Here is a 25,361-nt window from a genome sequence, read left to right on the forward strand (position 1 = left end):
CAGCATAACGTCTAACATCATGCTTTATAAATATCAGGTATAAAAAAAGCACCCTAAGGTGCTTTTTTTAACAAAACAGCAGATATTACTTCTTGCTGCTAAGTGCACCGAAGCGCTTGTTGAAACGATCAACACGGCCGCCAGTGTCTAAAATCTTTTGCTTACCAGTGTAAAACGGGTGACACTCAGAACATACGTCTAAGTGGATGTCTTTACATAAAGTAGAGCTAGTTTCGAATTTGTTACCACATGAACAAGTTGCAGTGATAGCTTCGTACTTAGGGTGAATACCTTCTTTCATAGGGAACCTCTAGTTAAGGCCGCATCGCTCTCCAAACCCGTAGTCTGGCACCATACGTCGTTAATACAATTAATAGGCCGCGTATTTTATAGGCCAATACGCTCTGCGACAAGCTTTAAATGCATCTTTCGCTAAAAAAATAAACAGACGGTGCTTGGTTTAGCATTTGTTGGTAGGTTTTTACGACTATTTTTAGTACATTATCTGTCTGTTCTTGTTTTCGTTGAGCCACCATGCACTTTGTAGAAGTTGCCATAAAAGTCCCTTTACCGCGTACCTTCGATTATAAAGTTGAACCGCTGTTGCATAACACTGAATTGCAGCCGGGCATGCGTGTTCTTGTGCCATTCGGTCCACAAAAAAAAGTAGCAGTCATACTTGCCACGAAAACAAGTACTGACATCCCTAAAGAGAAGATAAAAGCCATCATAGAGGTGATTGACGAAGCCCCTATTTTTTCCAAACGTCATTTAGAGCTATTAAAGTTTACAGCTCGCTACTACTGCTACCCTTTGGGTGAGACCATACATACCGCGCTGCCAGCAGCATTAAGACAAGGTGAATGCCCTGATAAAACCAGCATTAATATGGTTGAGTTGACCGAAAAAGGGGCAAAGCTCCCCTCTTTACGAGCGAAAACGCAACTCAACTTATTAAAACAACTTGCGCAGTCGGGTAAGTCTTCGTTAACCGAATTAAAAGCGCTCGGTTTTAATAAGAAAACAATTGATAGCCTACTTGAGAAAGCGCTAATCAAACAATTTATTGAGCATGACAATCAATGGCAGCAACACGCACCCACAGTGGGCAAAAAACCGACTCTCAATAAAGAACAAGCTGTCGCTTGTACTACCATTAACCAAGCGCATGGATTTGCAAGCTTTTTACTCGAAGGTGTGACTGGCAGCGGCAAAACAGAAGTTTACTTACAGTGCCTTGAAGAAGTATTAAAAAAAGGCCAACAAGCTTTGGTTTTGGTTCCTGAAATAGGTCTAACCCCACAAACCGTCAATCGTTTTCGTCGTCGCTTTCCAGATACGCCCATTATGCTATGGCATTCGGCACTCACTGATAACGAGCGCCTACAAACATGGCGCTTTTGTGAAAAAGGCAGTTGTGCGATAGTTATCGGCACACGTTCGAGTATATTTTTACCTTTTTCATCACTAGGCATGATCATTGTTGATGAAGAGCATGACAGCTCATTTAAACAGCAAGATACACTACGCTACCATGCACGAGATCTTGCCGCTTACAGAGCCTTTCAACATAATATTCCACTAGTACTCGGCAGCGCGACACCTGCCTTAGAAACCTTGCATAAGGCGATTACTAATAAATATCAGCTACTTAGTCTAACACAGCGAGCACAAACCAGCACCGATAATCAGTTTCAACTATTGGATATGAAAGGCCAGCCAGAACAAGCCGGTATCGCTCATGCCAGTCTTGCTTATATGCGCCAGCATTTACAGCGTGGCAAGCAAGTAATGGTATTTTTAAATCGCCGTGGTTTTTCACCTACACTTATATGCCATGAATGCGGCTGGCTAAGTGAGTGCTCACGTTGCAGTACCAGCGCAACATTTCATAAAGCCATTGGCCAAATGATTTGTCACCACTGTGGTGAACAGCATAGCGTGCCTCATCAGTGTCCTGATTGTGGCAGCACGCAGATCTTCCCAAACGGCAAAGGCACTGAGCAAATCGAAGAGTTTTTAACGCAAACCTTTCCCGATATTCCCATTAGCCGTATCGATCGTGATTCAACACGCCGTAAAGGTAGCCTAGAAAAAGCCCTCGATGACATCAACCAAGGTGGCGCTCGTATTTTAGTTGGGACGCAAATGTTGGCAAAAGGCCACCATTTTGCCGATGTTAGCTTGGTACTGATTTTAGACGTGGATAGTGGCCTCTATTCATGTGATTTTCGTGCCACTGAGCATTTAGCGCAACTTGTAACACAAGTAGCAGGCCGTGCTGGACGTAGTGGTGAGCCTGGGCAAGTGTTATTGCAAACTCACTTTCCTGAGCACCCGCTACTGCAAGATCTCGTTAATAATGGCTACCACGACTTTGCTCGTTACGCCCTGACCGAGCGAGAAGATGCTCAGCTTCCCCCCATTACGAATATGGCGATTATGCGTGCTGAAGGGCATAACATAAACCAAGTTATGGATTTTTTAACTGATTTGGTTCCTGTACAGAGTGTATCTGGTATACAATTGCTCGGCCCGATCCCCGCGCCACTGGAACGTGTGGCGGGTAAGTATCGGTTCCAATTACATATTCAAGCGCAGGAGCGTTCCCAATTACACCAGTATTTAGCGCAAATGGTTGACTATATTAGTACCAGTAAACTTGCGCAAAAGGTGCGGTGGAGCTTAGACGTTGATCCTATAGATATGATTTAAAGGCCAATAGAGAATCATGGCACAACACGATTACATAAATAAAAAACCATCGAATCGAAATAATAAAAAGCAGGCACCCACTAAAAAACCCTTTCCAGTTGTTTTAGTCCTAATTGCTATTATTCTTGTGGGCTGCTTTGGCTATGGCTTGTGGTACATAAAGCACAATGCTGACCCTGCACTTGTTGAGCAGCAAGCCAATCCGACTAAAGCGGAAGAAAAGGTGATTCCAAAACCTAAACCGCCTGAGTTTATAAAAGAAATAAAAGAGCATGAAGTTCAAGTTGAAGTAAAAGAACTTGAACAAAAAGGCCCATACGTTATGCAATGTGGCTCGTTTAGAACACTTGAACAAGCACAAACCCTCAAAGCAAAAATAGCATTTGCAGGCCTTGTTGCAGAAGCTAAGCGCGTCGAAGGAAGTAATGGCGTATGGTACAAAGTGCGCTTAGGGCCCTATAAAACCAAACGCCAAGCAGAAAGTGACAAAAATAAACTGAAACGCATCAAAATAATGGGCTGCGGTATTTGGCTTTGGACTTGATTTTAGTTCATTCACCCATATAAACACCTCATCAATCGCTTTTTACGAGCGGCTTTGCCGCTCGAAGATGAGGAAAAACATGACCACTATTGTAAGTGTACGCCGCGACGACAAGGTCGTTATTGGTGGCGATGGCCAAGTTTCACTTGGTAATACCGTAATGAAGGGCAACGCCCGTAAAGTTCGACGCCTTTATAATGGCAAAGTAATCGCTGGATTTGCTGGCGGTACTGCTGATGCCTTCACCCTATTCGAACGTTTTGAAAGCAAATTAGAAATGCACCAAGGCAACCTCACCAAGGCTGCCGTTGAGATGGCTAAAGACTGGCGTAGTGATCGCGCCCTTAGAAAGCTTGAAGCTCTGCTTGCAGTCGCAGACGAAACCGCCTCATTAATTATCACTGGTAATGGCGATGTGGTGCAGCCTGAAAATGACCTTATTGCCATTGGCAGCGGTGGTAACTTTGCACAATCAGCAGCCACTGCACTACTGGAAAATACCGATTTAAGTGCTCGTGAAATCGTCGAAAAAAGCCTGACAATTGCAGGTAATATCTGCGTATTTACGAATAACTATCAAACCATTGAAGAATTGTAATAGGAACTGCTATGTCTGAGATGACGCCAAGAGAAATCGTTCACGAGCTTGATCAACATATTATTGGCCAAGCAAAAGCTAAAAAAGCAGTTTCAATCGCGCTACGTAACCGCTGGCGCCGTATGCAACTGAGCGATGATTTACGTGCAGAGGTAACACCAAAAAATATTTTAATGATTGGTCCTACAGGTGTGGGTAAAACTGAAATTGCTCGTCGCCTTGCAAAACTTGCTAATGCCCCTTTCATTAAAGTGGAAGCAACTAAGTTCACCGAAGTGGGCTATGTTGGTAAAGAAGTTGAGACTATCATCCGTGACTTAGTTGATATTTCGATTAAAATGACACGTGAACAGCAAACTAAGAAATTCAAACATCGCGCTGAAGAAGCGGCAGAAGAGCGTATTTTAGATGCTTTATTGCCACCAGCACGCGATACCTTTGGTGAGTCAAAAACCGAAGAGAACTCTTCAACTCGTCAATCTTTCCGTAAAAAATTACGTGAAGGTCAGCTAGACGATAAAGAAATTGATATCGATGTTGCACAAGCACAGCCTAATGTTGAGATCATGGCTCCTCCTGGTATGGAAGAAATGACCAACCAGCTACAGAGCATGTTCCAAAATATGGGTGGCGATAAGCGCAGCAAGCGTAAGCTAAAAATTAAAGAAGCGTTTAAGCTACTAGTTGAAGAAGAAGCAGCAAAACTTGTTAACCCTGAAGAGTTAAAAGAGCAGGCTATTTTCGCAGTTGAACAAAACGGTATCGTGTTTATCGATGAGATTGATAAAATCTGTAAACGTGGTGAAGCATCTGGCCCTGATGTAAGTCGTGAAGGTGTACAACGCGACTTACTACCACTCATCGAAGGCTCAACAGTAAGCACTAAGCACGGCATGGTGAAAACTGATCACATGTTATTTATTGCTTCAGGCGCATTCCAGATGTCTAAACCATCAGATATGATCCCTGAACTTCAAGGCCGTTTACCTATTCGTGTTGAACTTGAAGCACTATCAGCAGATGACTTCAAACGTATTCTAACCGAACCTCACGCATCGCTCACTGAGCAGCAACGTGAACTGTTAAAAACAGAACAAGTTGATGTTGAGTTTACTGATGACGCAATTGAGCGTATTGCTAAAGCAGCGTGGCAAGTTAACGAGAAAACCGAAAACATTGGTGCTCGTCGTCTGCACACTGTGATGGAAAAACTAATGGAAGAAATTTCATTTGATGCATCTGAAAAAGCAGGCTCAAAACTGACAATCGATGCAAGCTATGTTGAGCAGCACTTAGGTGCACTTGTTGAAGATGAAGACTTAAGCCGCTTCATTCTTTAATCAACAAATTAGCGTTATAATCAAAAGCCTCCAACTGGAGGCTTTTTAGTTTATAAATCGTCTATTCGAGGCTGACATGAAAGAAGTCACTAAAGTTCATTACCACACTGTAAGTAAAGTCTTAGATGTTCATTTTGATGATGACTCTATTGCGCGATTTAATGCTGAATTTTTGCGTGTTCACTCGCCTTCAGCAGAAGTACAAGGTCATGGCAACGAACCTATGAAACTGGTGCTTGATAAACAGCAAGTAGCGATTAGTAAGATTGAGCCGGTTGGCCATTATGCTCTGCGCTTAGTATTTAGTGATAATCATAATAGCGGTTTATACAGCTGGCATTACTTAGCAGACTTACAAGCCAATCATGATGAACTTTGGCACAAATACCAAACGCGAGTCACAGAGCACGAAGCTAACAAAGACAGCGTGCCTATTAAATTTGTGCCTTAGTAGAGGCTATCAAAAATCAAAAAGCGCGATGACGACCTGTCAACGCGCTTTTATTTTATCTCCAGAAAATGTATTAAACTTTAAACTTATCAATTGCTTGATAAAGCACACGCGCTTGCTCAGATACTTCTTCGCTGGTTTGCGCATTGGTTGCCGCATGGCCTGACGCTTCTTGAGCTATATCACGAATGCGAACCACATTCTTGTTAACCTCAGAGGCTACTTGGCTTTGCTCATCGATTGCCGTTGCAATGTGTGTACTCATTTCCATAATAGTTTGCACATCTTCGGTAATCGAACGCAGTAACTCACCCGCTTTGCTGGCTTGATCTGCACTCTCGCCACCTTGTGCACGGCACTCCTGCATAATGCTCACCACTTCTTGAGTACGCCCTTGTAGAGTGGAGATAATACTCTCAATCTCTTGCGTTGAATCTTGCGTGCGCTGTGCCAGTGAACGTACTTCGTCAGCAACCACAGCGAAGCCACGCCCTTGCTCACCAGCGCGAGCAGCTTCAATTGCCGCATTCAGAGCAAGTAAGTTGGTTTGCTCTGCAATACCACGAATTACATCAAGTACTGAGCCAATCGTTTCGGCATCTTTTTCAAGTTGAGATACAACATTCGATGCATTACCTAATGACTCAGACAGGTGGTTAATTTGCACCACGGTTGATTCAACTTCAGAGCGACCTTGCTGAGCACTTAAGTTGGTTGACTCTGCTTTTTTGGCTGCTGCTTCAGTGTTATGAGAAATATCTTGAATTGTTGCCTGCATTTCGGTTGCTGCTGTGGCAACCATATCTGCTTCGTGTAACTGCTCTTGCATACCCGAACTAGTCGCAGCGGTTGTTTCTGATAAATGCTCAGTAGCAACATTTAGCGTTCCTAGTGCAGTATTGACCTCATAAATTAGCTTTTTAAAATCACCAATCAAGCTATTGAAATCCATAGACATGGTGGTAATTTCGTCTTTACCTGACTGAGCAATCGCCATACTTAAGTCATTGCTGCGGCGAATTTCATTAATCGTGTGGTAAACACGCTCAATTGGCTGAATAATCGAACGACTGGTAAAGTAAACCAATGCCATAACCACAATACTGGCAATAATAAATACCATAACGGCAATGAACTGTGCTTGCGCTGCGCTTGATTCTACAAACGCTTTGGTGTCACTAGTGAGTTCAGAGACAATAGCATCACTTTTCTCAACACTGGCCTTCATTTCACCTAATGCGCCTGACTCTAAATCAAGGCCAAGTGCCACCTGCGCATCGACTAATGCTTTAAACTTTGTTTGATAGGTGGTTAGTAAGCTCAGTAACTGACTTTCATAACTGGCGTCGAATCGTGAGTTTCTGATCTCTGCTTTGAATGTTTCAACCAGGTCATCAAACTTGCTTAAGTATTTTAAATCAAAGCGTAACATAAAGTCTTTTTCTGCACGGCGCAGCTGCAACATGAGCGTTAACAAATGAAAATTTTCGCGCTCACTTAATAACGTTTCGACCTGATGAACAGCCCCTCGTAAGTCACCATAAAGCGCATCTTTAGGGTGTAGACCGATTTTCTTTTGCAGCACAACAACTGTCTGAAAATCTTCATAGTAGCTTTTCGCAAGCCCTCTAAATTCATTTAGTTTACTTGCATCCATTGATAAATCAGCAAGTAACTCATCAAGGCGTGCCATTTTGGTTTTTAAAAAACCATATTCTTTTTCGAATAACTCAAGGCTATCTACATCTTTGTAAAATAGGAAGTTTTTCTCGTGCTTACGCATAGCGAGCTCGTGAATATCGAGCTCTTCAGCATTTTGAATTGTTTCATTGAGCTTGAGCATCATGCGCGACTCAAAGATAATTACACACAGCATCACAACCATTGCAAGACCAACAACCAGCGCATTTAACTGTAAACGACGCTTTATAGTTAAGTTTTGTAATACATTCATTCAAAGTGCCCCATCGAAATATGCATTTTAGAGTATAGCTAAATTATTGAAAGCAGCTAAATTTTGCATGCATTTTCCGCTATAAAAAACGCTTATACAATGATTTTTTGTCCCAGATCAACCTGTTGCCATAAATGATGATGCAACTTATCTAGCTGTTGCCATTGTTTTTTCTGCAACCAGTCGACTAATGGAGCTGGATCACTCGGAAAATTCAGTTTTTTATTTTGAGGGGATTGAAGCCAGTCATCCATTGCATTTGGATTCAAGTAGCTCATGACATGTGCAGCTCCCATCGCTAATAACGTTTGTGCATTGATACCTTGCTCGAATTGTTTGCCAAGTGGCTTTAAGAGTAGCTTTTTACCTAATTGTAAGGCTTCACTAGCAAGCTCAAACCCCGCATTACCGATAACGCCACCCGCATTGGCTAAATCATTTAAAAAGCCGACTCTTGATGGCGCACGCAAATGAATATTGCCTATTGAGCTATCCTTGGCATCGGGGTGATAGCAATAGAACTCACGTTCAGGGAAATCCTTTAAATAATCAACAACACTGTCTAGGTTTTCAAATGGTAAATATACAAGTACTTTGTTTTCGACCATTACAGGGTTGTCATGGTGATGGTTTGCAATAAATGGCGGAATAATATTCTCAGCATAAGGTTGCCAGTGCACACCTAGATAAACATTCGCTGGTGCATAATTACGTATAAGTGCACGCCGCAAGAAAGCCCGACCAAACATAGGCACTTTATCTGATAAAAATGCAGCTTGATGGCTCATACCTACCACAGGTATTCCTTGCTGTCTGGCAGCCCACGCTGTAATAGGTTCAAAGTCATTGAACACTAAATCATAGCGGCGCAAGTCTAAGTTTTTAATATCTTTTAATAACTGTAAAGGGCGTGCATTCTTTAGGGTTTTTAGGCTATCAACCTGCCCTGATTTACTATTAAACGATAAACCCCGAAATGTTCTGTAGTCGGCAAAATCGTCCATATCAAAGTAATCAAGCTCACTTCGACCAGAAAACACATAGTCTACCTCAACACCCAATGTACTAAAGGTCGTTGCCATGACACGAGCGCGTGTGATATGACCATTTCCCGTCCCTTGGATACCATATAAAATTCTCATAGATATTCCACCACCATTACAGCTAACATTGCACAACACGACCCCATCGCCGCTCCTATCAATACATCGGCAGGATAATGTACTCCAATTACCACTCTTGATATGGCTACACCTGATGCCCACATAAAACAGACAAATGCAAGCTCAGGAAAATAAATAGCCAATATTGTGGCCACGACAAATGCTCCTGCACTATGCCCTGACGGTAAACTAAACTGGTCACTCGGGATCAAATAAGCACTTTTGACTAAGCAATCACATGGACGCACCCTTGCAATCCGTTTTTTTGCTAAGAAATAGATAGGCCGTTCTATTGCAAAACCCAATAATAGACACTGTGCAAGTTGCTGAAAGTGTAATTGCTCTGTAAACCACCAAAGAGCAATGAACAACACCACATATAACCCGCCATCTCCCGTCTTTGATAAACCGATTGCTGACTTTTTCACCCAATTTGGCGAAGCGTCATTGAAGACACTCAAAAACAGCTGCTCATCAACCTTTGCTAACCTTGTAAGTATGTTGTTTGCCATGGTGAGCTCCTTGTCATACTTTGCGCCTAATTTTTATACTCATCTCAGCTTAGGCGTTAAAAATAACAATTAGGTGACGCTTTTGAGACACTAATGTTGCGGTGCACAAAATCCTTTGATTTAAACCAATAAACCCACATTAAGTCGTTGTTATTGAGTTGTATCAAGGTATACTGAATACTAAACAGACAGTCTCTTTAGAGGATGAAAAAATGGATTACAGCACTTCGGATTTATGCGACCACTTTGCAGATGTGGTTGATGTGCTCGAACCAATGTTTATTAATTTTGGTGGACGCTCAAGCTTTAGTGGTCGAGTAAAAACTGTTAAATGCTTTGAAAACAATGAGCTGATCCGCGAAATTTTATCAACAGATGGAACTGATAGTGTTCTACTCGTTGATGGTGGCGGCTCTACTCGCCGTGCATTAATCGATATTGAGCTGGCTGAGATCGCATTAGAAAATAATTGGCAAGGTATCATCGTTTACGGTGCAATTCGTCATGTTGATGAGTTAGAAGAACTCGACTTAGGTGTTCAAGCGATTGCTTCAATTCCCGTAGCAGCTGATAGCGAAGGTGCCGGCGAAGACGGCATTGGTGTTAACTTCGCAGGGGTTTCGTTTTTTGATGACGACTTTATCTATGCAGACAGCACTGGCATTCTTTTATCTGCCGAAGAATTAGAGTTAGAAGTAATAGAAGAAGACTAAACTCGGTGACTGATTACCTTAAAATTTATGAACGAGCGGCTGTAGAACATTTATGTACACGCCGCTTAAATGAACAAAAAGCATGGCAAGCACTGTCTTTACTTGATACCCATGTTAACGCCCAACAAGCTTTAATTGATGCGAAACACTTCGGGATTCGCTATGTATTGATTGGAGTATGTGAAGATATTGGCCCACGGGCAAATTTAGGTAATGGTGGCTCACACCAAGCATGGTCTGCCTTTTTAAAACGCTTCCTAAATCAATCACATAACCAGTTTTTAAATCATGAGCGCGTATTGCTACTAGGCGAAGTGGCGCTTGATGACTTACACCAACAAGCCACACACCTTGATAATAAAAACAATGACGAATTGGCTAAGCTACGCCAGCTTTGTGCAGAAATAGATACCCGCGTTGAGCACGTGCTTGCAATGATCTTCGCTGCGGGTTTAGAACCTATCGTCATTGGCGGTGGGCACAACAACTGCTTAGGAATTTTGCGAGCCTTAAGTAAACAGTATAATAAACCCGTTCATGCTATAAACCTTGACCCTCATGCAGATTTTAGAGAATGCGAAGGTCGTCACAGCGGCAATGGCTTTAGGTATGCCTTTGAAGAAAATCATCTCGCTGATTATCACGTCATAGGCTTACATGAGTTTAAAAATAATCAAGCGATACTTGATGCACTCAAAAGCGCTCACTTCACCTTTGATAGTTATCAAGATATTCAAGTACGCCGTACTATTGACCTATCAACTGCATGCAAACAAGCGACAGCACGTTTAAGTAAAGCGCCATTAGGAGTTGAAGTCGATCTCGACAGTATTTCACTAATGCCTGTGAGTGCTTATACAAACTGCGGGTTTAGTGTCGCAGATGCAGAACACTTTGTACATGTAGCAGCAAGCAACAGCAATGCGCATTACTTACACTTATGCGAAGGTGCGCCCTCACAACATCCGGTTGGTTTAGAAGCAGGAATGAACGATGCTGGCCAAATCATCACCGCCCTTGTGAACGCTTACTTACAAGCCAGGGAAGCAGGTTAGTTCGAGGTTAAGATTGTAGGCGCGATTTTATATCGCGCAATTTATATCACGTAATAAGCAACGTGGGGTAAACCCACAGCTATAATCATTGATGCTCTAAGCGCCACTGCTTTAACCAAGACATCATCCCTACACTACTCAACGGATAGCTAAAATAATATCCTTGAGCCGCATAGGCATTGAGCGACTTAACAAACTTAAGGTGCTCTTGAGTTTCGACCCCTTCGCATATTACTTTTGCATTGTTTTGGTTGTGCATATCAACCATACCAGATACCAAGCTACGCACTTGGCTTTGATGAGCGAAGTCAGCAGTAAGCGACGGAGCTACTTTTATGTACTCCACATTTAAGTTTGGCAGTTTTGAAAGTAAAATAGGGGTATCACCAAACCCATCTACGCATAATTTGATACCAATACTATTTAATCTGGCTATCATCGCTTTGCCTTGATCATCAAGATTCATAAACAAATCAAGTGGACATTCAATGATCAAGTCACCCACTTCTAAGCGGTGTTCACTGAAAATACGATCGACAAATTCAATAAACTCTTCATTGAGCATTTCGGGGCCAAACACATTAATACTTAGAGGAAGCTCAATCCCTTCCATTCTCAGCGCCATCGCAAGCTCTGCTGCTCGCTCTATTACATACGCAGCGACAGGATAACCAAGGCCTGCAACACGTATATCATCAATGAACTTATTAGCAGCCAAAATACCTTGCTTTGGGTGCTGCCATCGCAATAACAACTCTAAAAACTCTATGTGCTCATCACTATTACGAATAATCGGTTGAAAATACAGCTCTAATTCGCTGGCAAAATCAAGGTTAGACAACTCGCGCAGTCGTGCTTGTTGTTCAAGCTGTTCAACCATCATATTTGCATGGTAAGGCACAATAGCCTTATTCGGGTTGGAATCAAGCGCAAGATTGGCAAACGAGAGCAAATTATCAAAACTATGTTCTGGGTTATCACAACTAACGTAGCTGGCTCTAACTTTCACTTCAATGGTGCAATTTGCCACATTAAATGGCTTTAAGGTTACTTGCCTAATTTTATTAATTAATTGCTCATGATGATGTTGCTGCTCTTCAAGTGAACAAATAAACGCAAAATTTAATCCACCTAAATGAACAAGCTTTTCATGAAGTCCTGAAGGGGCCGCGACACTCAGTACAGAATCTGATTCAAGTTGATGTTTTATACGGCTGGCTGATTGCGCAAGCAACAAGTCTCCAAAATCACGACCTATATGCTGATTTACACTTTCAAAGCCTTCTAAACGTATCACCACTAAAGCGCAATTATTCGGGTGTTGCTGTCGAAAGTGTAAAAAGCCATCTTGCAACGCTTTACGATCAGGCAAGTCGCTTAGAGGCGTTTTATCCATATCATTATGATGAGTTAATACAGAAGGAACTTCTTCCTCTTCGTTGGCTTCTTCGTAGTTGAAAAAGCCCGACACAGTCAGAATTATTACCGCAGATACGAGCCAATAAAAAGCAACATCCAGTAATAAATGGGCAGAAAACAACACCGCAAAACACAATGCTGCTGTGACACTTATAATAATGGCTAACCAATTAGTGGTTCTGAATGCCTGCCAAAGATGGAAGCAAAAACTGATCGCCAAAAGCAAAATCAGCCAAGGCTCACTTAAACTCAGGATAGCAAGGCCTAGCATACCATTGACCACTAGGCTGAGTCGTAAAATAGGATTTTGAGTCACACACAGCGCACATACCATAGCCATAAACAGTGCACCTGCCAAAAACACAGCAATGACATCTCCACTCACAAAGAGAAGACTTGTACTGGCACTTGTTAAACTAGCAATCAATGACATGTAATCCAAACTGTGTAAAAGCTCTATCTAATTTAGTCTACCCAAAATCCACAGATTTGACAGTTTATTTACACCAAACTGATAACTTAATTGTGCAGGATGAGATATTTGCCAGTGGGCAATATCAGCACGAGCACCCACTTTTAAGACGCCACGATCATCAAGACCCAATGCACCTGCGGCGTTTCGAGTCACCCCAGCTAATGCTTGCTCTGGAGTCATACGGAAAATAGTACATGCCATATTCATCATCAAATGCAACGAACACAGTGGCGAAGTACCTGGGTTAAAGTCAGTAGAAATAGCAATGGGCACTTGGTACTGCTGTAGCAGCTCTATCGGCGGATATTTTGTTTCTCTTAAGAAGTAAAAAGCACCCGGTAATAATACAGCTGCGGTACCCGCTTTTGCCATAGCCTGAATGCCAGCTTCATCAAGATGCTCGATATGATCGGCTGATAAACCATTAAATTCAGCGACAAGCTCTGCACCATGCTGATTTGATAACTGCTCAGCATGCAATTTTACAGGTAAGTTATATTTCTTCGCGGCTTCAAATACACGCCGTGTTTGCTCATTACTAAACCCGACATTCTCACAAAATGCGTCGACCGCATCAGCCAAGTTGGCTTGGACGACCCGCTCTAACATCTCACCACACACAAGATCGATATATTCATCACTACGACCTTTATATTCTAAAGGTAATGCATGAGCGCCTAAAAAGGTCGTTTTCACATCAACCGGATGGTTTTCACCTAATAAGCGCGCAACTTCGAGAAGTTTAATTTCGTTTTCACAATCAAGACCATAGCCTGATTTAATTTCAACCGTTGTCACCCCTTCTGAAAACAGCGCATTTAAACGCTCTTTTGCTGCAACAAATAATGTTTCATGATCAGCTTCACGCGTAGCGCGAACAGTACTTGCAATCCCCCCGCCATTTGCAGCTATTTGCTCATAACTGACACCTTGAAGTCGTTGTTCAAACTCTTCGGCACGGCTTCCAGCAAAAACAAGGTGAGTATGACAATCAATTAAACCGGGTGTAAGCCATTGCCCTTTCGCTGACACGGTTGGGGTAGCTAATGCATCAAACTTTGGTAGCTCAGCTTGTTTCCCTAACCAGGCAATCTTCCCATCTTTAACAGCAATAGCGCCATTTTCGATAGCACCATAGGGTGCATCAATAGCAGGGTTCATTGTAGCAATATTGGCATCTGTAATTAGTAGATCCCAGTGTGACTCATTATTATTCATTGTGTGCATTTTTCACCTATACTGAATTTTGCAGTGCCCTGACTTAGCTATGCTCAAAGCAGATAACTAAAATAGACGTAAAGTTTATCAAGTCACCTTGTATATACAAGATAATTATGCCACCTTGTAACATACTATTAACTTTATACATCGCCTTCAATGAGCATCACTAAATTCGCACAGATAAAGCAATTTATAGTTGATAATATTCGTTCCGGCCAATGGCAAGAAAACGATCGTGTGCCATCAGAGAATGAATTAACCAATCAATTCAAGGTAAGTAGAATGACTGCAAGACGGGCACTGAGTGAACTGACAGATGCTGGCATTCTAACTCGTAGCCAAGGGCTCGGAACCTTTGTTGCCAGTTTAAAATCACAGTCTTCTCTCCTTGAGATAAAAAATATTGCCGACGAAGTTCGAGCTCGAAATGGCCAATACAGCTGTACAATTTTAGTAATGGAATCAATACAAGCCGTTGCGCCTATTGCTATAGCATTGAGTGTTGATATTGATAGTCATGTTTATCGAAGTGTTATTGTCCACAATGAAAATGAGCAACCATTACAAGTTGAAGAGCGTTTCGTCAATCCAAAGCTGGCTAAAGATTATTTGCAACAGAACTTTCACACCCTGACTCCCCACGAATACCTTTCAAGTGCAGCCCCGCTAACAGAAGCAAGACATACAGTTGAAGCAATCATGCCAAATAATGAAATGTGTCAGTGGCTCAACCTCTATAATGAAGAGCCTTGCCTGCAGGTTATTCGTCGAACTTGGTGCTCTGAGGGGATCGTAAGCTTTGCACGCTTAGTCTCCCCAGGCAGTAAATATAGACTGGGAGGGCATTTAACCTTTAAAAAATAACCGCTTAAATTGGCCACTGATATTGAAAGCCTAAAGACTCAATTGCCGAGCCATCAATGATTCGCATCTTGGCCTCATCGCTGGTAAAACTTGGCTCAGAGCTACCCTGCTCGGCACACTTTTGCTGGTAATAATCAACTTTTGTTGGGTGAGCAGGATTGACTACATTATAGATTGCAGATGCATCTGACCAACCTTCAATCAACTTGAAAATAGCATGAATAACATCGTCTCGATGCACCATATTGACGAGTTGTTGGCTTGAACTCTTAAGCTCCTTACCTGCAACAAACCGCCCTGGTTCACGGTTTGGCCCAACTAGCCCTGCCAGCCGCAATACTTTACCGCCCGCTTGTAGCACGCATTGTTCGGCATCATACAAAAGCTGTTGGCGAGGTGATGAACATTCAATAGTACTTTGCTCTGTATATGTATTATCAGCGTTGTTATACACACCCGTTGAAGAACATAAAATAACCCCACGGCATTGCAGCGATTTAGCTAACTCTAAACTAGCAGAAAGCGTTGCTAGGTAATCACTTTGACTATCACGACTTTTAGGTGGAATAGCACATACCCACCACGCGTCCTTTAAAGAGACAGTATGCTTCAATCCACTTGGTTGTAATATCAATTGGCGTTGAAAGTCATAGTCATGCTTGACCTCTCTTCTTGTGCCTTGCACCTGCCAACCTAACTCCTTTGCCTTAAGACAAAGTGCTTCCCCTAGCCAGCCAGCGCCTAGTACCACTAATTTATTATCATTAACAATCACTTGGTGACATCCCCTTGTGTTATGTATTATTTTATTAACAAACTTTACTTTGCCTTGTAGCGATTTGGGTGCAAATATGATTAGATAGATTACTCTAGCTAATAATAAAAACACGTGCACCTATGTTAAACAACCTCTCTTTACGTAAAAAAATATTACTTCTCATCGGTGGGACGATCAGTGTACTACTTATCATCGCGTCGAGCTTTTTTGTTAGTCACATTGCTGACTTATCACGACAAGCAATTCAGCGAGAAGCTGACAGTTATCTACAAAGTGAGCGACTTTCAATGCAAGGTTACTTTGCTCGCTATGGTAAAGTTGTTGAAACTTTTATTACTAACCCACATTTAGTGAATTGGTTTGAAAATTGGACTGAGCGTGATCAACCACTTGATAACCAACCTGGGTACGACAGCATCAATCAAGACTTTGTACGCATCAGTGGTAATGATGACAACATTCTATCTGCTTTTTTTGCCTCAGCAACCACCGGTGAATACTTTAAAGAAAATGAGCGTACTACACACTTTAATGGTGACCCCTATTACGCTTATAAACGTGGTTGGTGGCAAGACGCGTTAGCAATAAACAAGCTCTATGTCGGCCCTATTTCCGTTGACTTAACCACAGGCAACGCATCGGCGGTTGTACAACAACCAGTGTATAACCAAAATAAACTCATTGGTTTTGGTGGTGTCGACTTACAGCTCAACAATATTAACGACATGGTCGAGAATATTCGTTTCAACGGTCAAGGATTTGGTTTTTTACTTGATGGCAACCAAAAAGTTGTGCACCTTTCAAAACGAACAGGTCACAAACTATCAATTACCGACGAAAGCCCAAATGGCAAAGAAGGCCTAGAAGCGCTGGAGAAACAATTTAACGATACATCAGGCTTTAGCGAATTAAATCGTGTTATGAAAAGTAAAAAAGACGGTAGTAGCTTCATCACTTTTAAAGGAGAAGAGTATTACGTTGTCTTCAATCGCCTTGAATTAGAAACCCCTTATCTTGATTGGTATGTAGGTATTTTAATTCCAACCAGCATGATTGATGAGCCTGTCAATGATGCCGTAATGACAACCACAACATCAGTGATCATTATTCTCGCGATTATCATTGCAATGATCTTTTGGGCTACGCAAATGATCACCAAACCATTGACTAAGCTAACTTATATTATGCGTGATATCGCCTCAGGAGATGGCGACCTAACACAAAAAATTGATATAAAAAGTCACGATGAAGTGGGTCAATTAGCCCTGCATATGAACACCTTTATCGATAAATTGCGTGCAATGATGCTCAATACTGCAGCGCAAGCGGAGCAGTTAAGCCAAGCAGCTTCACAGCTAAAAACAGTGTCACAAAAAACCAATGATGAAATTCAACAAGAGAAACAACAGGTAGACAGTGTTAGTGCAGCAGTCACTGAAATGGCCTCAACAGTACTCGAAATTTCGCGCAATGCACAAAATACCAATAATGCTGCTGAACAAGTACAAACCATTACTGTTGATGGCACAAAACGTTCTACACAGGCTCAGTCAGTCATGACCGCATTAGCAAGTCACATTGGTGAAGCGTCTAAAGTCGTTGCTGGTCTTGAGCAAGAAAGTGGCAATATTGGTGCCGTCATCGATGTGATCAACTCTATTGCAGAACAAACTAATTTACTGGCTCTTAATGCTGCCATTGAAGCAGCGCGTGCAGGCGAGCAAGGTCGAGGTTTTGCTGTGGTTGCTGATGAGGTTCGTTCATTGGCAAGCAGAACGCAAGAGTCAACTGATGATATTCGTAATATGATCAGCCGATTGCAACAGATTGCTCAGCAAGCATCAACGATGATGCAACAAGGACAAGAGCGCGCTGAAGGTTCTGTTGAACAAACACAAATTGTGCTTACAGCACTGCAAGACATCGCACAATCAGTGACAAATGTGCAAGATCAAAGTCATCAAATTGCGACTTCAACGGAGCAACAAACGGTAGTCGCAGAAGATATCAATAACAGCCTTGCGGCTATTAACCATTTAGTGAATAGCACGGCAGATCATGCTCATGAATTGGCTGATGAAGCCCGTGATTTGAATGAGTTAGCAGTCTCGTTAAATAAAACGGTTAATCAGTTTAAGTTATAAAGATAAATTGCTGATGTGATTAAAAACCCGATATCACCTGAAGATAATATCGGGTTTTTATCGTCAGCCTTCCCTGTTACCTGCGGCGCAACTGCTTTCGCATGATCCATAAAGTCTTGCCACTGCTGCTGATTCCATAAAGCAGCTCCTTGTTTGTCCATTCCTTGTTTTGATTGCGTTTGTACTTGTTCCATATAGTCACCTCCTTACGCTAGCTTCATCCATTTTAGGTTCCTTACCACTTGCCGCTCCTTAGCAATTATCCGTTCACTTTTTCCATAAAGCGTTGCCATTGTGCGCTTGTCCATAACGCCTTGTTACTTCCTTGCTTTCCATTATGCTTTGCTACGTTTTCCATTATGTAACTCCTTGCGGTTTATAATCCGTTATTCCTACAGCTTTTCCATGCTGTGCTCCTAAGTCATCCTTGTGTGCAATTATCGTTTAGCAATGATATACACAGCATGAATCAAGCCTGGAATGTACCCTAATAAGGTTAAAAGAATATTAATCCAGAATTGTGCACCTAAACCTACCTGTAAAAATACACCTAAAGGGGGAATTAAAACTGACAATATAATGCGAATTAAGTCCATGATTCACTCCTTGAAAACAAAATAAAAACCCAGCCAAAGCTGGGCTTTCATTAATTACTTATTATTCAGCAACAATCGTTAATTCATCGATTACTTTGCGAACATCTTCAGCATTTTCTGCAATGCTTACTGCAAGCTGTTTTTCAGCTTCTGATTCAACGGTACCTTTAAGGGTTACAACACCTTTATCAGTATCTACATCGATATCAGTACCACCTACTTCAGAATTAAATAGGAAGCGAGTTGTAATCACAGTGCTGATTTTTGCATCTGTTAGATCACTTTCAGCTGAATCACCTTTCTCTTTTTTGGCGTGCTTAGCTTTCATGTCTTTTACGACTGTAAGCTTGTTTTCAACATCAGTTACGCCATCTAAGCTTAATACCAGCTCTTCTGCTAACTCTTTATCAAGCTCACTATTCACTTTACCAGTTAGTACAACCTTGCCATTTTTTACATCTGTGTTGATGTCAAAGTTGTTTAGATTTGTGTTCATTAAAAGAACAGTTTCTGCCTTACCATCAATCCAAGCGTCTTTACTTTCATTTTCCCAGCTGCTTGCCTGAGCTGACATGCTAGTAGCACCAATAACTAACGCGGCAATCATAGACTTGTTGAATGTATTCATAATCTTTCTCCTTTTGATTAAAGACACATTACTTAATGCGACTTTGATGCCAACTATTTATCACCTTAATATCAATAGGTTACACTTCAATCTATTCAAGACACATATTCTCCTCGGTAACAATTTACAGGCTGCTCGGTAATAAGTTCACAATGTTGCAAAAATAACCAATTAATTGCAGATAACATTAATCTATGGTTAATTTAACGAAGTTGCTAATAAGCCAAAAAACACAACAACTTGATTTTTATATAAATAAAATTTGGCCTAAGCTTTGCTTTATATCGAATAACAGAAGAATCACTTTATAATCACAACAGGGAACTACCATGGCCGTTAAACTCGAAGATCGTCCAATCGATCAAGTAAGAGAAGAAGTCATTGACCAACTCATTTATAACTACAGTCATGCAGTTATTTCAGCTGAAGCATTTGAACGCCGACTAGATCAAGCAATGGCAGCCACGTGCAATGAAGTACTTGTTGAGCTTGTTGCTGACTTAGCGCTAAAAGCTGATACAGATTACAAATCGCATAAGCATGCGCAATTTAAACCTCACTACAGCCATAGCAGTGACAACGAAAACTTACAACTACGCAGTATTCTTGGTTCAAATGAGCGTAGCGGCCAGTGGCTTGTGCCAAAAGAAATTCACCTCACAAACTGCTTAGGCTCAATCGAACTCGACTTTAGCGAAGCGATTTTCCAGCATCAGCATGTCACTATTTACGTAAACTGTATTTTAGGTAACGACGAAATCTACGTGCCTGAACATGTCAATGTGGTATCTAAACTGTTTAGCGTTATTGGCAGCGTAGAAAACAAGTCAGTCGCTCTAAATAAAGGTCAGGGCCCAACCATTACCATTGAAGGTAACGTATGGCTAGGCTCAGTAGAGATCAAAGTAAAGCGTACCATGAAAGAAAAGTTCATCAGCTTTGCCAATAGCCTGAAAGCCAGTTGGAAAGAAATGAACAAGGTGCAGTAAAAGTTGCGAGATATTGTAGGCGCGATTTTACATCGCGCAATAGGAACAAATGACGCAGGGTAAACCTGCACCTACAACCACCACACGAAATAAATTTCACGCTTTTATCAAACCGAAACCACCTTTGTAGGCGCGATTTTACATCGCGCAATAGGTAACAAATGACGCGTGGTAAACCTGCTGCTACAACTACCGCGCGAAATGAATTTCACGGCGAGATCAAAGATCATTATTCCTTTCACTTGGAATATCACTGAAATATTCTACAAACTCCACTTCAAAACCTGCGGGGTCGATAAAATAAACATTTTTACGGTATGGATTTTCTGGGCCGTGTTTATCAATTTCATAACCGGCTGAAACAAGACGTTCAATGACGGCATTAATGTCGTTTGTTACATAAGCAAAATGGGCAAGGCCAACTTGATGACCCGCTAAATCACGATTTTCATCTTCACCGTTATCACTTAATGCAAGGTATTGGTAATCATCACCAAAGTGCAGCCATTTGCGTGGTTTTCCAGACCATGTGCTGTCACCTTGACTACGCACACGCCAGTGCGGGAATGCGACTTTATAAAAGTGCAGCATGGCATCAACATTACTAACAACAAGGTTTACGTGTTCTAAATACATGGTAGTTTTCCTTTTTATTTTTAAACTGCCATCAAGATAAAACCTCAAGTTAAGTTTAGGTAAAGCGTTTTTTCAAATAAAAAAGCCCCACTAAAGTGAGGCTCTTAAAAAATGATTAGTTATTGATGAATTAACTACCCGCAACCTGCATTTGTTCAATTAATACAGAGCCTGTTTGAATACCGCCACGACGCTCAATGTCACCACCTAAGCCAACGACCGCTTTAAACATATCTTTTAAGTTACCAGCAATTGTGATTTCACTTACAGGATATTGGATTTCACCATTCTCAACCCAGAAACCCGCTGCGCCACGTGAGTAATCACCAGTCACCGTGTTCACACCTTGACCCATAAGTTCAGTTACCAATAAGCCTGTGCCCATGGTTTTTAATAGCGCTTTCAAATCGGCATGGGTTTGTTCAACTAGCCAGTTATGAATACCACCAGCATGACCCGTTGGTGCCATCGATAGTTTACGCGCTGCATAGCTTGCTAACAGGTAAGTTTGCAGCTCACCGCCTTGAATAATTTCACGATCGACGGTTTTTAAACCTTCAACATCAAACGGCGAAGATGCTAAACCTTTTAATAAATGCGGGCGCTCAGAGATATTCACACAATTGCTAAATACTTTAGTTCCTAAACTATCAAGCAAGAAACTCGATTTACGATAAAGCGCACCACCGCCAATCGCCGACACTAAATGGCCGAATAATGAATTGGCAATATCCGCTCTAAAAATAACAGGCACTTTCATGGTACCGAGCTTTTGGCTATTAAGTTTAGCCAAGGTTTCTGTTGCTGCTTCTAGACCCACTTTTGCAGCGTCATTTAAATCATCTTTATGGCGCGCTACGGTATAGGCAGAATCGCGCTGCATTTGCTCGCCTTCTTTACCAATCACCATAGTGCTAATGCTATGACGCGTACGCGGGTAACCTGCAATCATGCCATGGCTGTTACCATAAACACGTAAACCTTGGTGAGAAGAAAAACTTGCACCGTCTGAATTTACAATACGCTCATCGGCGTTTAGTGCCGCCTGTTCTGCTTGATGACAAAGTTCAATACCTTGCTCTGGGCTTACCTCCCACGGGTGGTATAAATCTAAATCGAGCGGCGCAAACTCAAGTAGCTCTTTATCAGCGATTCCATTGTATGGATCGTCAGAAGTAAATTTTGCGATATCAATGGCTTTTTCGACCACTGTACGTAATGTTTTAGGGTTTAAGTCGGCCGTTGAAGCAGAGCCTTTGTTATTACCCACATAAACACTGATACCTAAGCCACCGTCTTGGTTAAACTCTATTGTTTCAACTTCGCCCATGCGTGTACTGACAGACAAACCTGACGTGCTCGACATCGCCGCTTCTGCTGCTGTTGCACCGAGCTTTTTTGCATGTTCGAGTACTTCGCTGACCGCGTCTTTAACTTCAGAAATGTGTTGATAAATAGGATCTTTCATCTTGTGTGTCCTAGGTTCTGCTATTTTTTATAGTGTAACGAATGCTAACACACTGCGAGACGTGCATCAGCTAATATTAATCATTAACTAAATGACGTATAATAGCGAATAGTTAAGTTTACTGAATGAGCATCCTTATGGCGAAGAAGAAAAAGCCACTTATCGAAGAAGAAATTATTTACGTATCAAAAAGCGAATTAAAACGTGAAGCCATGCAATATCATGGTCTGGGTGCTGAAATCGCAAAAATGCCGAAAAAGCAACGTGATCGTTTACCGCTCAATCACGATTTAAAAGAAGCGTTAGTTGTTTCTGATAAGGTCAGTGATAAAAGTGATGCTTACCGCCGTAACTTAAACTACATCGCAAAAGTATTACGTACCACAGAAAACGTGGACGAAATTCAGGCCATGATCGACATCATGCTGAACAAAAATAACCAAGCTGATGTATTAATGAATAAAATCGAAAAGCTTCGAGATGATTTAATCAAGCAAGGTGACGACTTAATTAATCCAACTATTGAGCAATATCCAGCACTTGAGCGCCAAAAAATGCGCCAGTTAGTGCGCGGCGCTGCCAAAGAAGTAAAAGCAGAAAAACCAGCTAAGAGTTACAAAGAATTATTCCAGTATCTGAAAGATGCGATTATGGTTTAAATTATTTTAATAAACTGAAAGCCGCTTGATGTAAATGGTACGGATTTTTACAGCCATTCCTGCGTTGAAATGCTTCCTGAAAAATAAAACATATACAAAAAAGGCTCTGAGCGTTCACTCAGAGCTTTTTTAAATCAATAATCAATTACCAGATTTTTACGCGATCTTCTGGTTTGATATACATCTTGTCGCCTTCTTTTACATCAAACGCCTGATAGAACTCTGGCATGTTTGAAAGAATACCGATTACACGGTAATGGCTTGGTGAATGTGGATCTGTCATTAGGCGGTTACGTAACTCTTCGTCACGGTATTTACGACGCCAAATTTGTGACCATCCCATAAAGAAACGCTGATCACCTGTGTAACCATCAATGATAGGCGCTTTTTCATCACCCAGTGATAATTGATAAGCAGTATAGGCAACTGTTAGACCGCCTAAGTCACCAATGTTTTCACCAAGTGTAAGCTCACCATTTACGCTAGCATCTTCAAATGGCTTATATTCATTGTACTGAGCAACTAACTGGCCGGTGCGCTCTTCAAACTGTTCAAGGTCTGATTCGCTCCACCAGTTACGTAAGTTACCGTCACCATCGTACTTCGCACCTTGGTCATCAAAACCATGACCTAGCTCGTGACCAATTACCGCACCAATTGCACCATAGTTAACAGCATCATCTGCTTCTAAGTTAAAGAATGGTGGTTGTAAAATAGCCGCAGGGAATACAATTTCATTGTTCACAGGGTTGTAGTAAGCGTTTACTGTTTGCGGTGTCATGTGCCACTCAGAACGATCAACAGGCTTACCTAGTTTTGCAGTCATATCTGCAAATTCCCACTCGCTATGGCGAATGTAGTTACCCACTAAGTCATCACCTTTCATTTCAAGTGCTGAGTAGTCTCTCCACTTATCTGGGTAACCGATTTTTGGTGTGAACTTATCAAGTTTTGCTTTAGCAGCAATTTTTGTTTCTGGGCTCATCCATTCAAGGTTTTCAATCGCAACGGCGTAACCTTTGATTACGTTATCAACCAACTCTTCCATGCGTGCTTTCGCTTCAGGTGGGAAGTTGTCTTTAACGTACACTTTACCCAGCATTTCACCTAACACACCGTTTGATGCATCAACGGCTTTTTTCCAAAGTGGTGATTGCTCTGTCACACCACGAAGTGTTGTGCTGTAGAAATTAAAGTTAAGATCAACGAGCTCTTTATCTAATAACGCAGAATAATTACTAACAAAGTGGAACTTAAGATAGTTCTGCCAAGTTGCTAAGTCTGTATCGCTATAGATACCTGCAAATTTTTCTAGGTAACTAGGTTGGCGAACAATGACATCTTCAGTCTTGATGCCTGACGCATCAAGGTAAGCAGCAAAATCAAAGTCACCAGTAAGTTTGTTGGCATCTGCAACGCTCATCTTGTTGTAAGATTTAGTTGCATCACGACTTTCTACTCGGCTCCACTGTGCATCAGCAATACGTGTTTCAAGATCAATAATAGCTTTAGCCGCAGATTCTGCATCAGCGACACCCGCTTTGCTTAAGATAGCAGTTACGTATGCTTGATAAGCTTCACGAATTTTTGTGAATTTTTCATCATCTTTTAGGTAGTAGTCGCGATCGGGTAAACCTAAGCCAGACTGATAAACATACATCGCGTTTTCGCTAGAGTTTTTTGCGTCGTTATTTACGTACCAACCAAACGGCAAGTTACCGCCTTTAATACGAAGTTCAGCCATTAAAGCAACAAGATCGGACTTGCTCTTTACAGCATCAACGCTTTCAAGTACTGGTGATAATGGCTTGATGCCTGCCGCTTCACGAGCAGCTTCATCCATGTAACTGTTATAGAATGCAGCGAGTTTTGCTTCATCAGAACCTGGCTTAACATTGGTATTTGCCGCCGCTTTTTCGAGTACTTCTTTCATCGCTTTTTGCGAATCATCATAAAGCTGAGTAAATGAACCGTAGTTTGATTTATCACCTGGAATATCTGTTTTTTCTAACCATTCACCGTTTACATGATAGTAAAAGTCATCTTGTGCGCGAACAGACTTATCCATGTTCGCCAGTTCAATACCTGAATTTAAAGGCGCTTTTGCTTCAGTGACGGCAGCAGTTGCTGGTGCTTTAGTTTCTTGTTCTTTTTCACCACAACCAACAAGACCGAGCGCAAGTGCAATACTTGCCGCGGTAAGTGTTACTTTTTTCATGAGGTTCCCGTACTTATCGTATAGTTAGAGGTATCTTCGAAATACTACGAATAGGCAGTCTTTCGCTTTGTCCATCATAAACCTCTCAAGCAAAACAATAAAATCGAATATGTAACAATTCTTATCAAAAGCGATGAGTCGCATATTTAAGCGATAGTGGGAAACAAATAGACGCTTATTTTGTAAGGTCGCAATTACTTAAATAAAGATAATAGTTACCT

The 25,361-nt window shown here is 41.6% G+C and carries 24 protein-coding genes; 11 read left to right on the forward strand and 13 right to left on the reverse strand.

The genetic code is table 11. From position 1 onward, the window contains the following. Positions 1–85: 85 nt before the first annotated feature. A complete protein-coding gene (gene rpmE, locus L3V38_RS13805) occupies positions 86–301 on the reverse strand; it encodes a 50S ribosomal protein L31 (RefSeq protein ID WP_036973208.1) in 216 nt (71 codons plus the stop codon). Positions 302–534: 233 nt separating this feature from the next. Here rpmE and priA point away from each other — a divergent pair, with 233 nt between their 5' ends. The 5 genes from priA (at position 535) to L3V38_RS13830 (ending at position 5,648) form a co-directional block, all read left to right on the forward strand. Then, the gene (gene priA, locus L3V38_RS13810; RefSeq protein WP_237119778.1) at positions 535–2,715 is read left to right on the forward strand and encodes a primosomal protein N'; all 2,181 of its coding nucleotides are present in this window, start codon (positions 535–537) and stop codon (positions 2,713–2,715) included. A gap of 16 nt (positions 2,716–2,731) precedes the next feature. Then, positions 2,732–3,259, forward strand: a complete 528-nt coding sequence (locus L3V38_RS13815) for an SPOR domain-containing protein (protein WP_130151658.1) — start codon at positions 2,732–2,734, stop codon at positions 3,257–3,259. Positions 3,260–3,338: 79 nt separating this feature from the next. Then, positions 3,339–3,857, forward strand: a complete 519-nt coding sequence (gene hslV, locus L3V38_RS13820) for an ATP-dependent protease subunit HslV (RefSeq protein ID WP_130151657.1) — start codon at positions 3,339–3,341, stop codon at positions 3,855–3,857. An 11-nt stretch (positions 3,858–3,868) separates the two neighbouring features. Continuing rightward, on the forward strand, positions 3,869–5,197 hold the full coding sequence (gene hslU / locus L3V38_RS13825) for an HslU--HslV peptidase ATPase subunit (protein ID WP_130151656.1): 1,329 nt from the start codon (positions 3,869–3,871) through the stop codon (positions 5,195–5,197). Positions 5,198–5,273: 76 nt separating this feature from the next. Further along, on the forward strand, positions 5,274–5,648 hold the full coding sequence (locus tag L3V38_RS13830; protein ID WP_130151655.1) for a gamma-butyrobetaine hydroxylase-like domain-containing protein: 375 nt from the start codon (positions 5,274–5,276) through the stop codon (positions 5,646–5,648). A 73-nt stretch (positions 5,649–5,721) separates the two neighbouring features. Here the strand turns inward: L3V38_RS13830 and L3V38_RS13835 are convergent, their stop codons facing one another. The 3 genes from L3V38_RS13835 to L3V38_RS13845 form a co-directional block, all read right to left on the reverse strand. Beyond that, positions 5,722–7,602 (reverse strand): HAMP domain-containing methyl-accepting chemotaxis protein, encoded by a 1,881-nt coding sequence (locus tag L3V38_RS13835; RefSeq protein ID WP_130151654.1) that lies wholly within the window; start codon positions 7,600–7,602, stop codon positions 5,722–5,724. Between the two features lie 92 nt (positions 7,603–7,694). Then, positions 7,695–8,744, reverse strand: a complete 1,050-nt coding sequence (locus L3V38_RS13840; protein WP_130151653.1) for an MJ1255/VC2487 family glycosyltransferase — start codon at positions 8,742–8,744, stop codon at positions 7,695–7,697. Next, entirely contained in the window at positions 8,741–9,277 is a 537-nt protein-coding gene (locus L3V38_RS13845; protein ID WP_130151652.1) for a phosphatase PAP2 family protein, read from the reverse strand. The genes L3V38_RS13840 and L3V38_RS13845 overlap by 4 nt, the downstream gene beginning before the upstream one ends. A gap of 212 nt (positions 9,278–9,489) precedes the next feature. Here L3V38_RS13845 and rraA point away from each other — a divergent pair, with 212 nt between their 5' ends. Further along, positions 9,490–9,990, forward strand: coding sequence for a ribonuclease E activity regulator RraA (rraA, locus tag L3V38_RS13850; RefSeq protein ID WP_130151651.1), 501 nt, complete (start codon positions 9,490–9,492; stop codon positions 9,988–9,990). A 5-nt stretch (positions 9,991–9,995) separates the two neighbouring features. Continuing rightward, complete coding sequence (locus tag L3V38_RS13855) at positions 9,996–11,045, forward strand: formimidoylglutamase (protein ID WP_130151650.1); 1,050 nt, start codon at positions 9,996–9,998, stop codon at positions 11,043–11,045. 85 nt (positions 11,046–11,130) lie between these two features. Here the strand turns inward: L3V38_RS13855 and L3V38_RS13860 are convergent, their stop codons facing one another. Then, positions 11,131–12,804 (reverse strand): GGDEF domain-containing phosphodiesterase, encoded by a 1,674-nt coding sequence (locus L3V38_RS13860; protein ID WP_205989580.1) that lies wholly within the window; start codon positions 12,802–12,804, stop codon positions 11,131–11,133. Between the two features lie 120 nt (positions 12,805–12,924). Continuing rightward, on the reverse strand, positions 12,925–14,166 hold the full coding sequence (gene hutI / locus L3V38_RS13865; protein ID WP_130151648.1) for an imidazolonepropionase: 1,242 nt from the start codon (positions 14,164–14,166) through the stop codon (positions 12,925–12,927). 150 nt (positions 14,167–14,316) lie between these two features. Here hutI and hutC point away from each other — a divergent pair, with 150 nt between their 5' ends. Continuing rightward, on the forward strand, positions 14,317–15,024 hold the full coding sequence (hutC, locus tag L3V38_RS13870) for a histidine utilization repressor (RefSeq protein WP_130151647.1): 708 nt from the start codon (positions 14,317–14,319) through the stop codon (positions 15,022–15,024). Positions 15,025–15,028: 4 nt separating this feature from the next. Here hutC and L3V38_RS13875 read toward each other — a convergent pair whose 3' ends face one another. Then, the gene (locus L3V38_RS13875) at positions 15,029–15,799 is read right to left on the reverse strand and encodes an NADP-binding protein (protein ID WP_130151646.1); all 771 of its coding nucleotides are present in this window, start codon (positions 15,797–15,799) and stop codon (positions 15,029–15,031) included. A 122-nt stretch (positions 15,800–15,921) separates the two neighbouring features. Here L3V38_RS13875 and L3V38_RS13880 point away from each other — a divergent pair, with 122 nt between their 5' ends. Then, entirely contained in the window at positions 15,922–17,946 is a 2,025-nt protein-coding gene (locus tag L3V38_RS13880) for a methyl-accepting chemotaxis protein (RefSeq protein WP_130151645.1), read from the forward strand. Here the strand turns inward: L3V38_RS13880 and L3V38_RS13885 are convergent. The 3 genes from L3V38_RS13885 to L3V38_RS13895 all read right to left on the reverse strand — a co-directional run bounded on the left by L3V38_RS13885 (position 17,931) and on the right by L3V38_RS13895 (position 19,170). Then, positions 17,931–18,140, reverse strand: a complete 210-nt coding sequence (locus L3V38_RS13885; protein WP_130151644.1) for a hypothetical protein — start codon at positions 18,138–18,140, stop codon at positions 17,931–17,933. The genes L3V38_RS13880 and L3V38_RS13885 overlap by 16 nt on opposite strands. A 243-nt stretch (positions 18,141–18,383) precedes the next feature. Continuing rightward, positions 18,384–18,542: a YqaE/Pmp3 family membrane protein gene (locus L3V38_RS13890; RefSeq protein WP_064971745.1), complete on the reverse strand. Its 159-nt coding sequence runs from the start codon at positions 18,540–18,542 to the stop codon at positions 18,384–18,386. A 61-nt stretch (positions 18,543–18,603) separates the two neighbouring features. Continuing rightward, the gene (locus L3V38_RS13895) at positions 18,604–19,170 is read right to left on the reverse strand and encodes a BON domain-containing protein (protein WP_130151643.1); all 567 of its coding nucleotides are present in this window, start codon (positions 19,168–19,170) and stop codon (positions 18,604–18,606) included. 329 nt (positions 19,171–19,499) lie between these two features. On the opposite strand from L3V38_RS13895, the gene L3V38_RS13900 reads away from it, so the two are divergent. Beyond that, the gene (locus tag L3V38_RS13900) at positions 19,500–20,159 is read left to right on the forward strand and encodes a LiaF domain-containing protein (RefSeq protein ID WP_237119779.1); all 660 of its coding nucleotides are present in this window, start codon (positions 19,500–19,502) and stop codon (positions 20,157–20,159) included. Between the two features lie 219 nt (positions 20,160–20,378). Here the strand turns inward: L3V38_RS13900 and L3V38_RS13905 are convergent, their stop codons facing one another. Then, positions 20,379–20,795, reverse strand: coding sequence for a VOC family protein (locus tag L3V38_RS13905; RefSeq protein WP_130151641.1), 417 nt, complete (start codon positions 20,793–20,795; stop codon positions 20,379–20,381). 130 nt (positions 20,796–20,925) lie between these two features. Continuing rightward, entirely contained in the window at positions 20,926–22,263 is a 1,338-nt protein-coding gene (pmbA, locus tag L3V38_RS13910) for a metalloprotease PmbA (protein WP_130151640.1), read from the reverse strand. Between the two features lie 137 nt (positions 22,264–22,400). Here pmbA and yjgA point away from each other — a divergent pair, with 137 nt between their 5' ends. Further along, positions 22,401–22,922, forward strand: coding sequence for a ribosome biogenesis factor YjgA (gene yjgA, locus L3V38_RS13915; RefSeq protein WP_062567435.1), 522 nt, complete (start codon positions 22,401–22,403; stop codon positions 22,920–22,922). Positions 22,923–23,067: 145 nt separating this feature from the next. Here the strand turns inward: yjgA and L3V38_RS13920 are convergent, their stop codons facing one another. After that, a complete protein-coding gene (locus L3V38_RS13920; RefSeq protein WP_130151639.1) occupies positions 23,068–25,140 on the reverse strand; it encodes a M13-type metalloendopeptidase in 2,073 nt (690 codons plus the stop codon). Positions 25,141–25,361: the final 221 nt, after the last annotated feature.

This window comes from Pseudoalteromonas sp. L1 (genome assembly GCF_021728095.1).
Classification (GTDB): domain Bacteria; phylum Pseudomonadota; class Gammaproteobacteria; order Enterobacterales; family Alteromonadaceae; genus Pseudoalteromonas.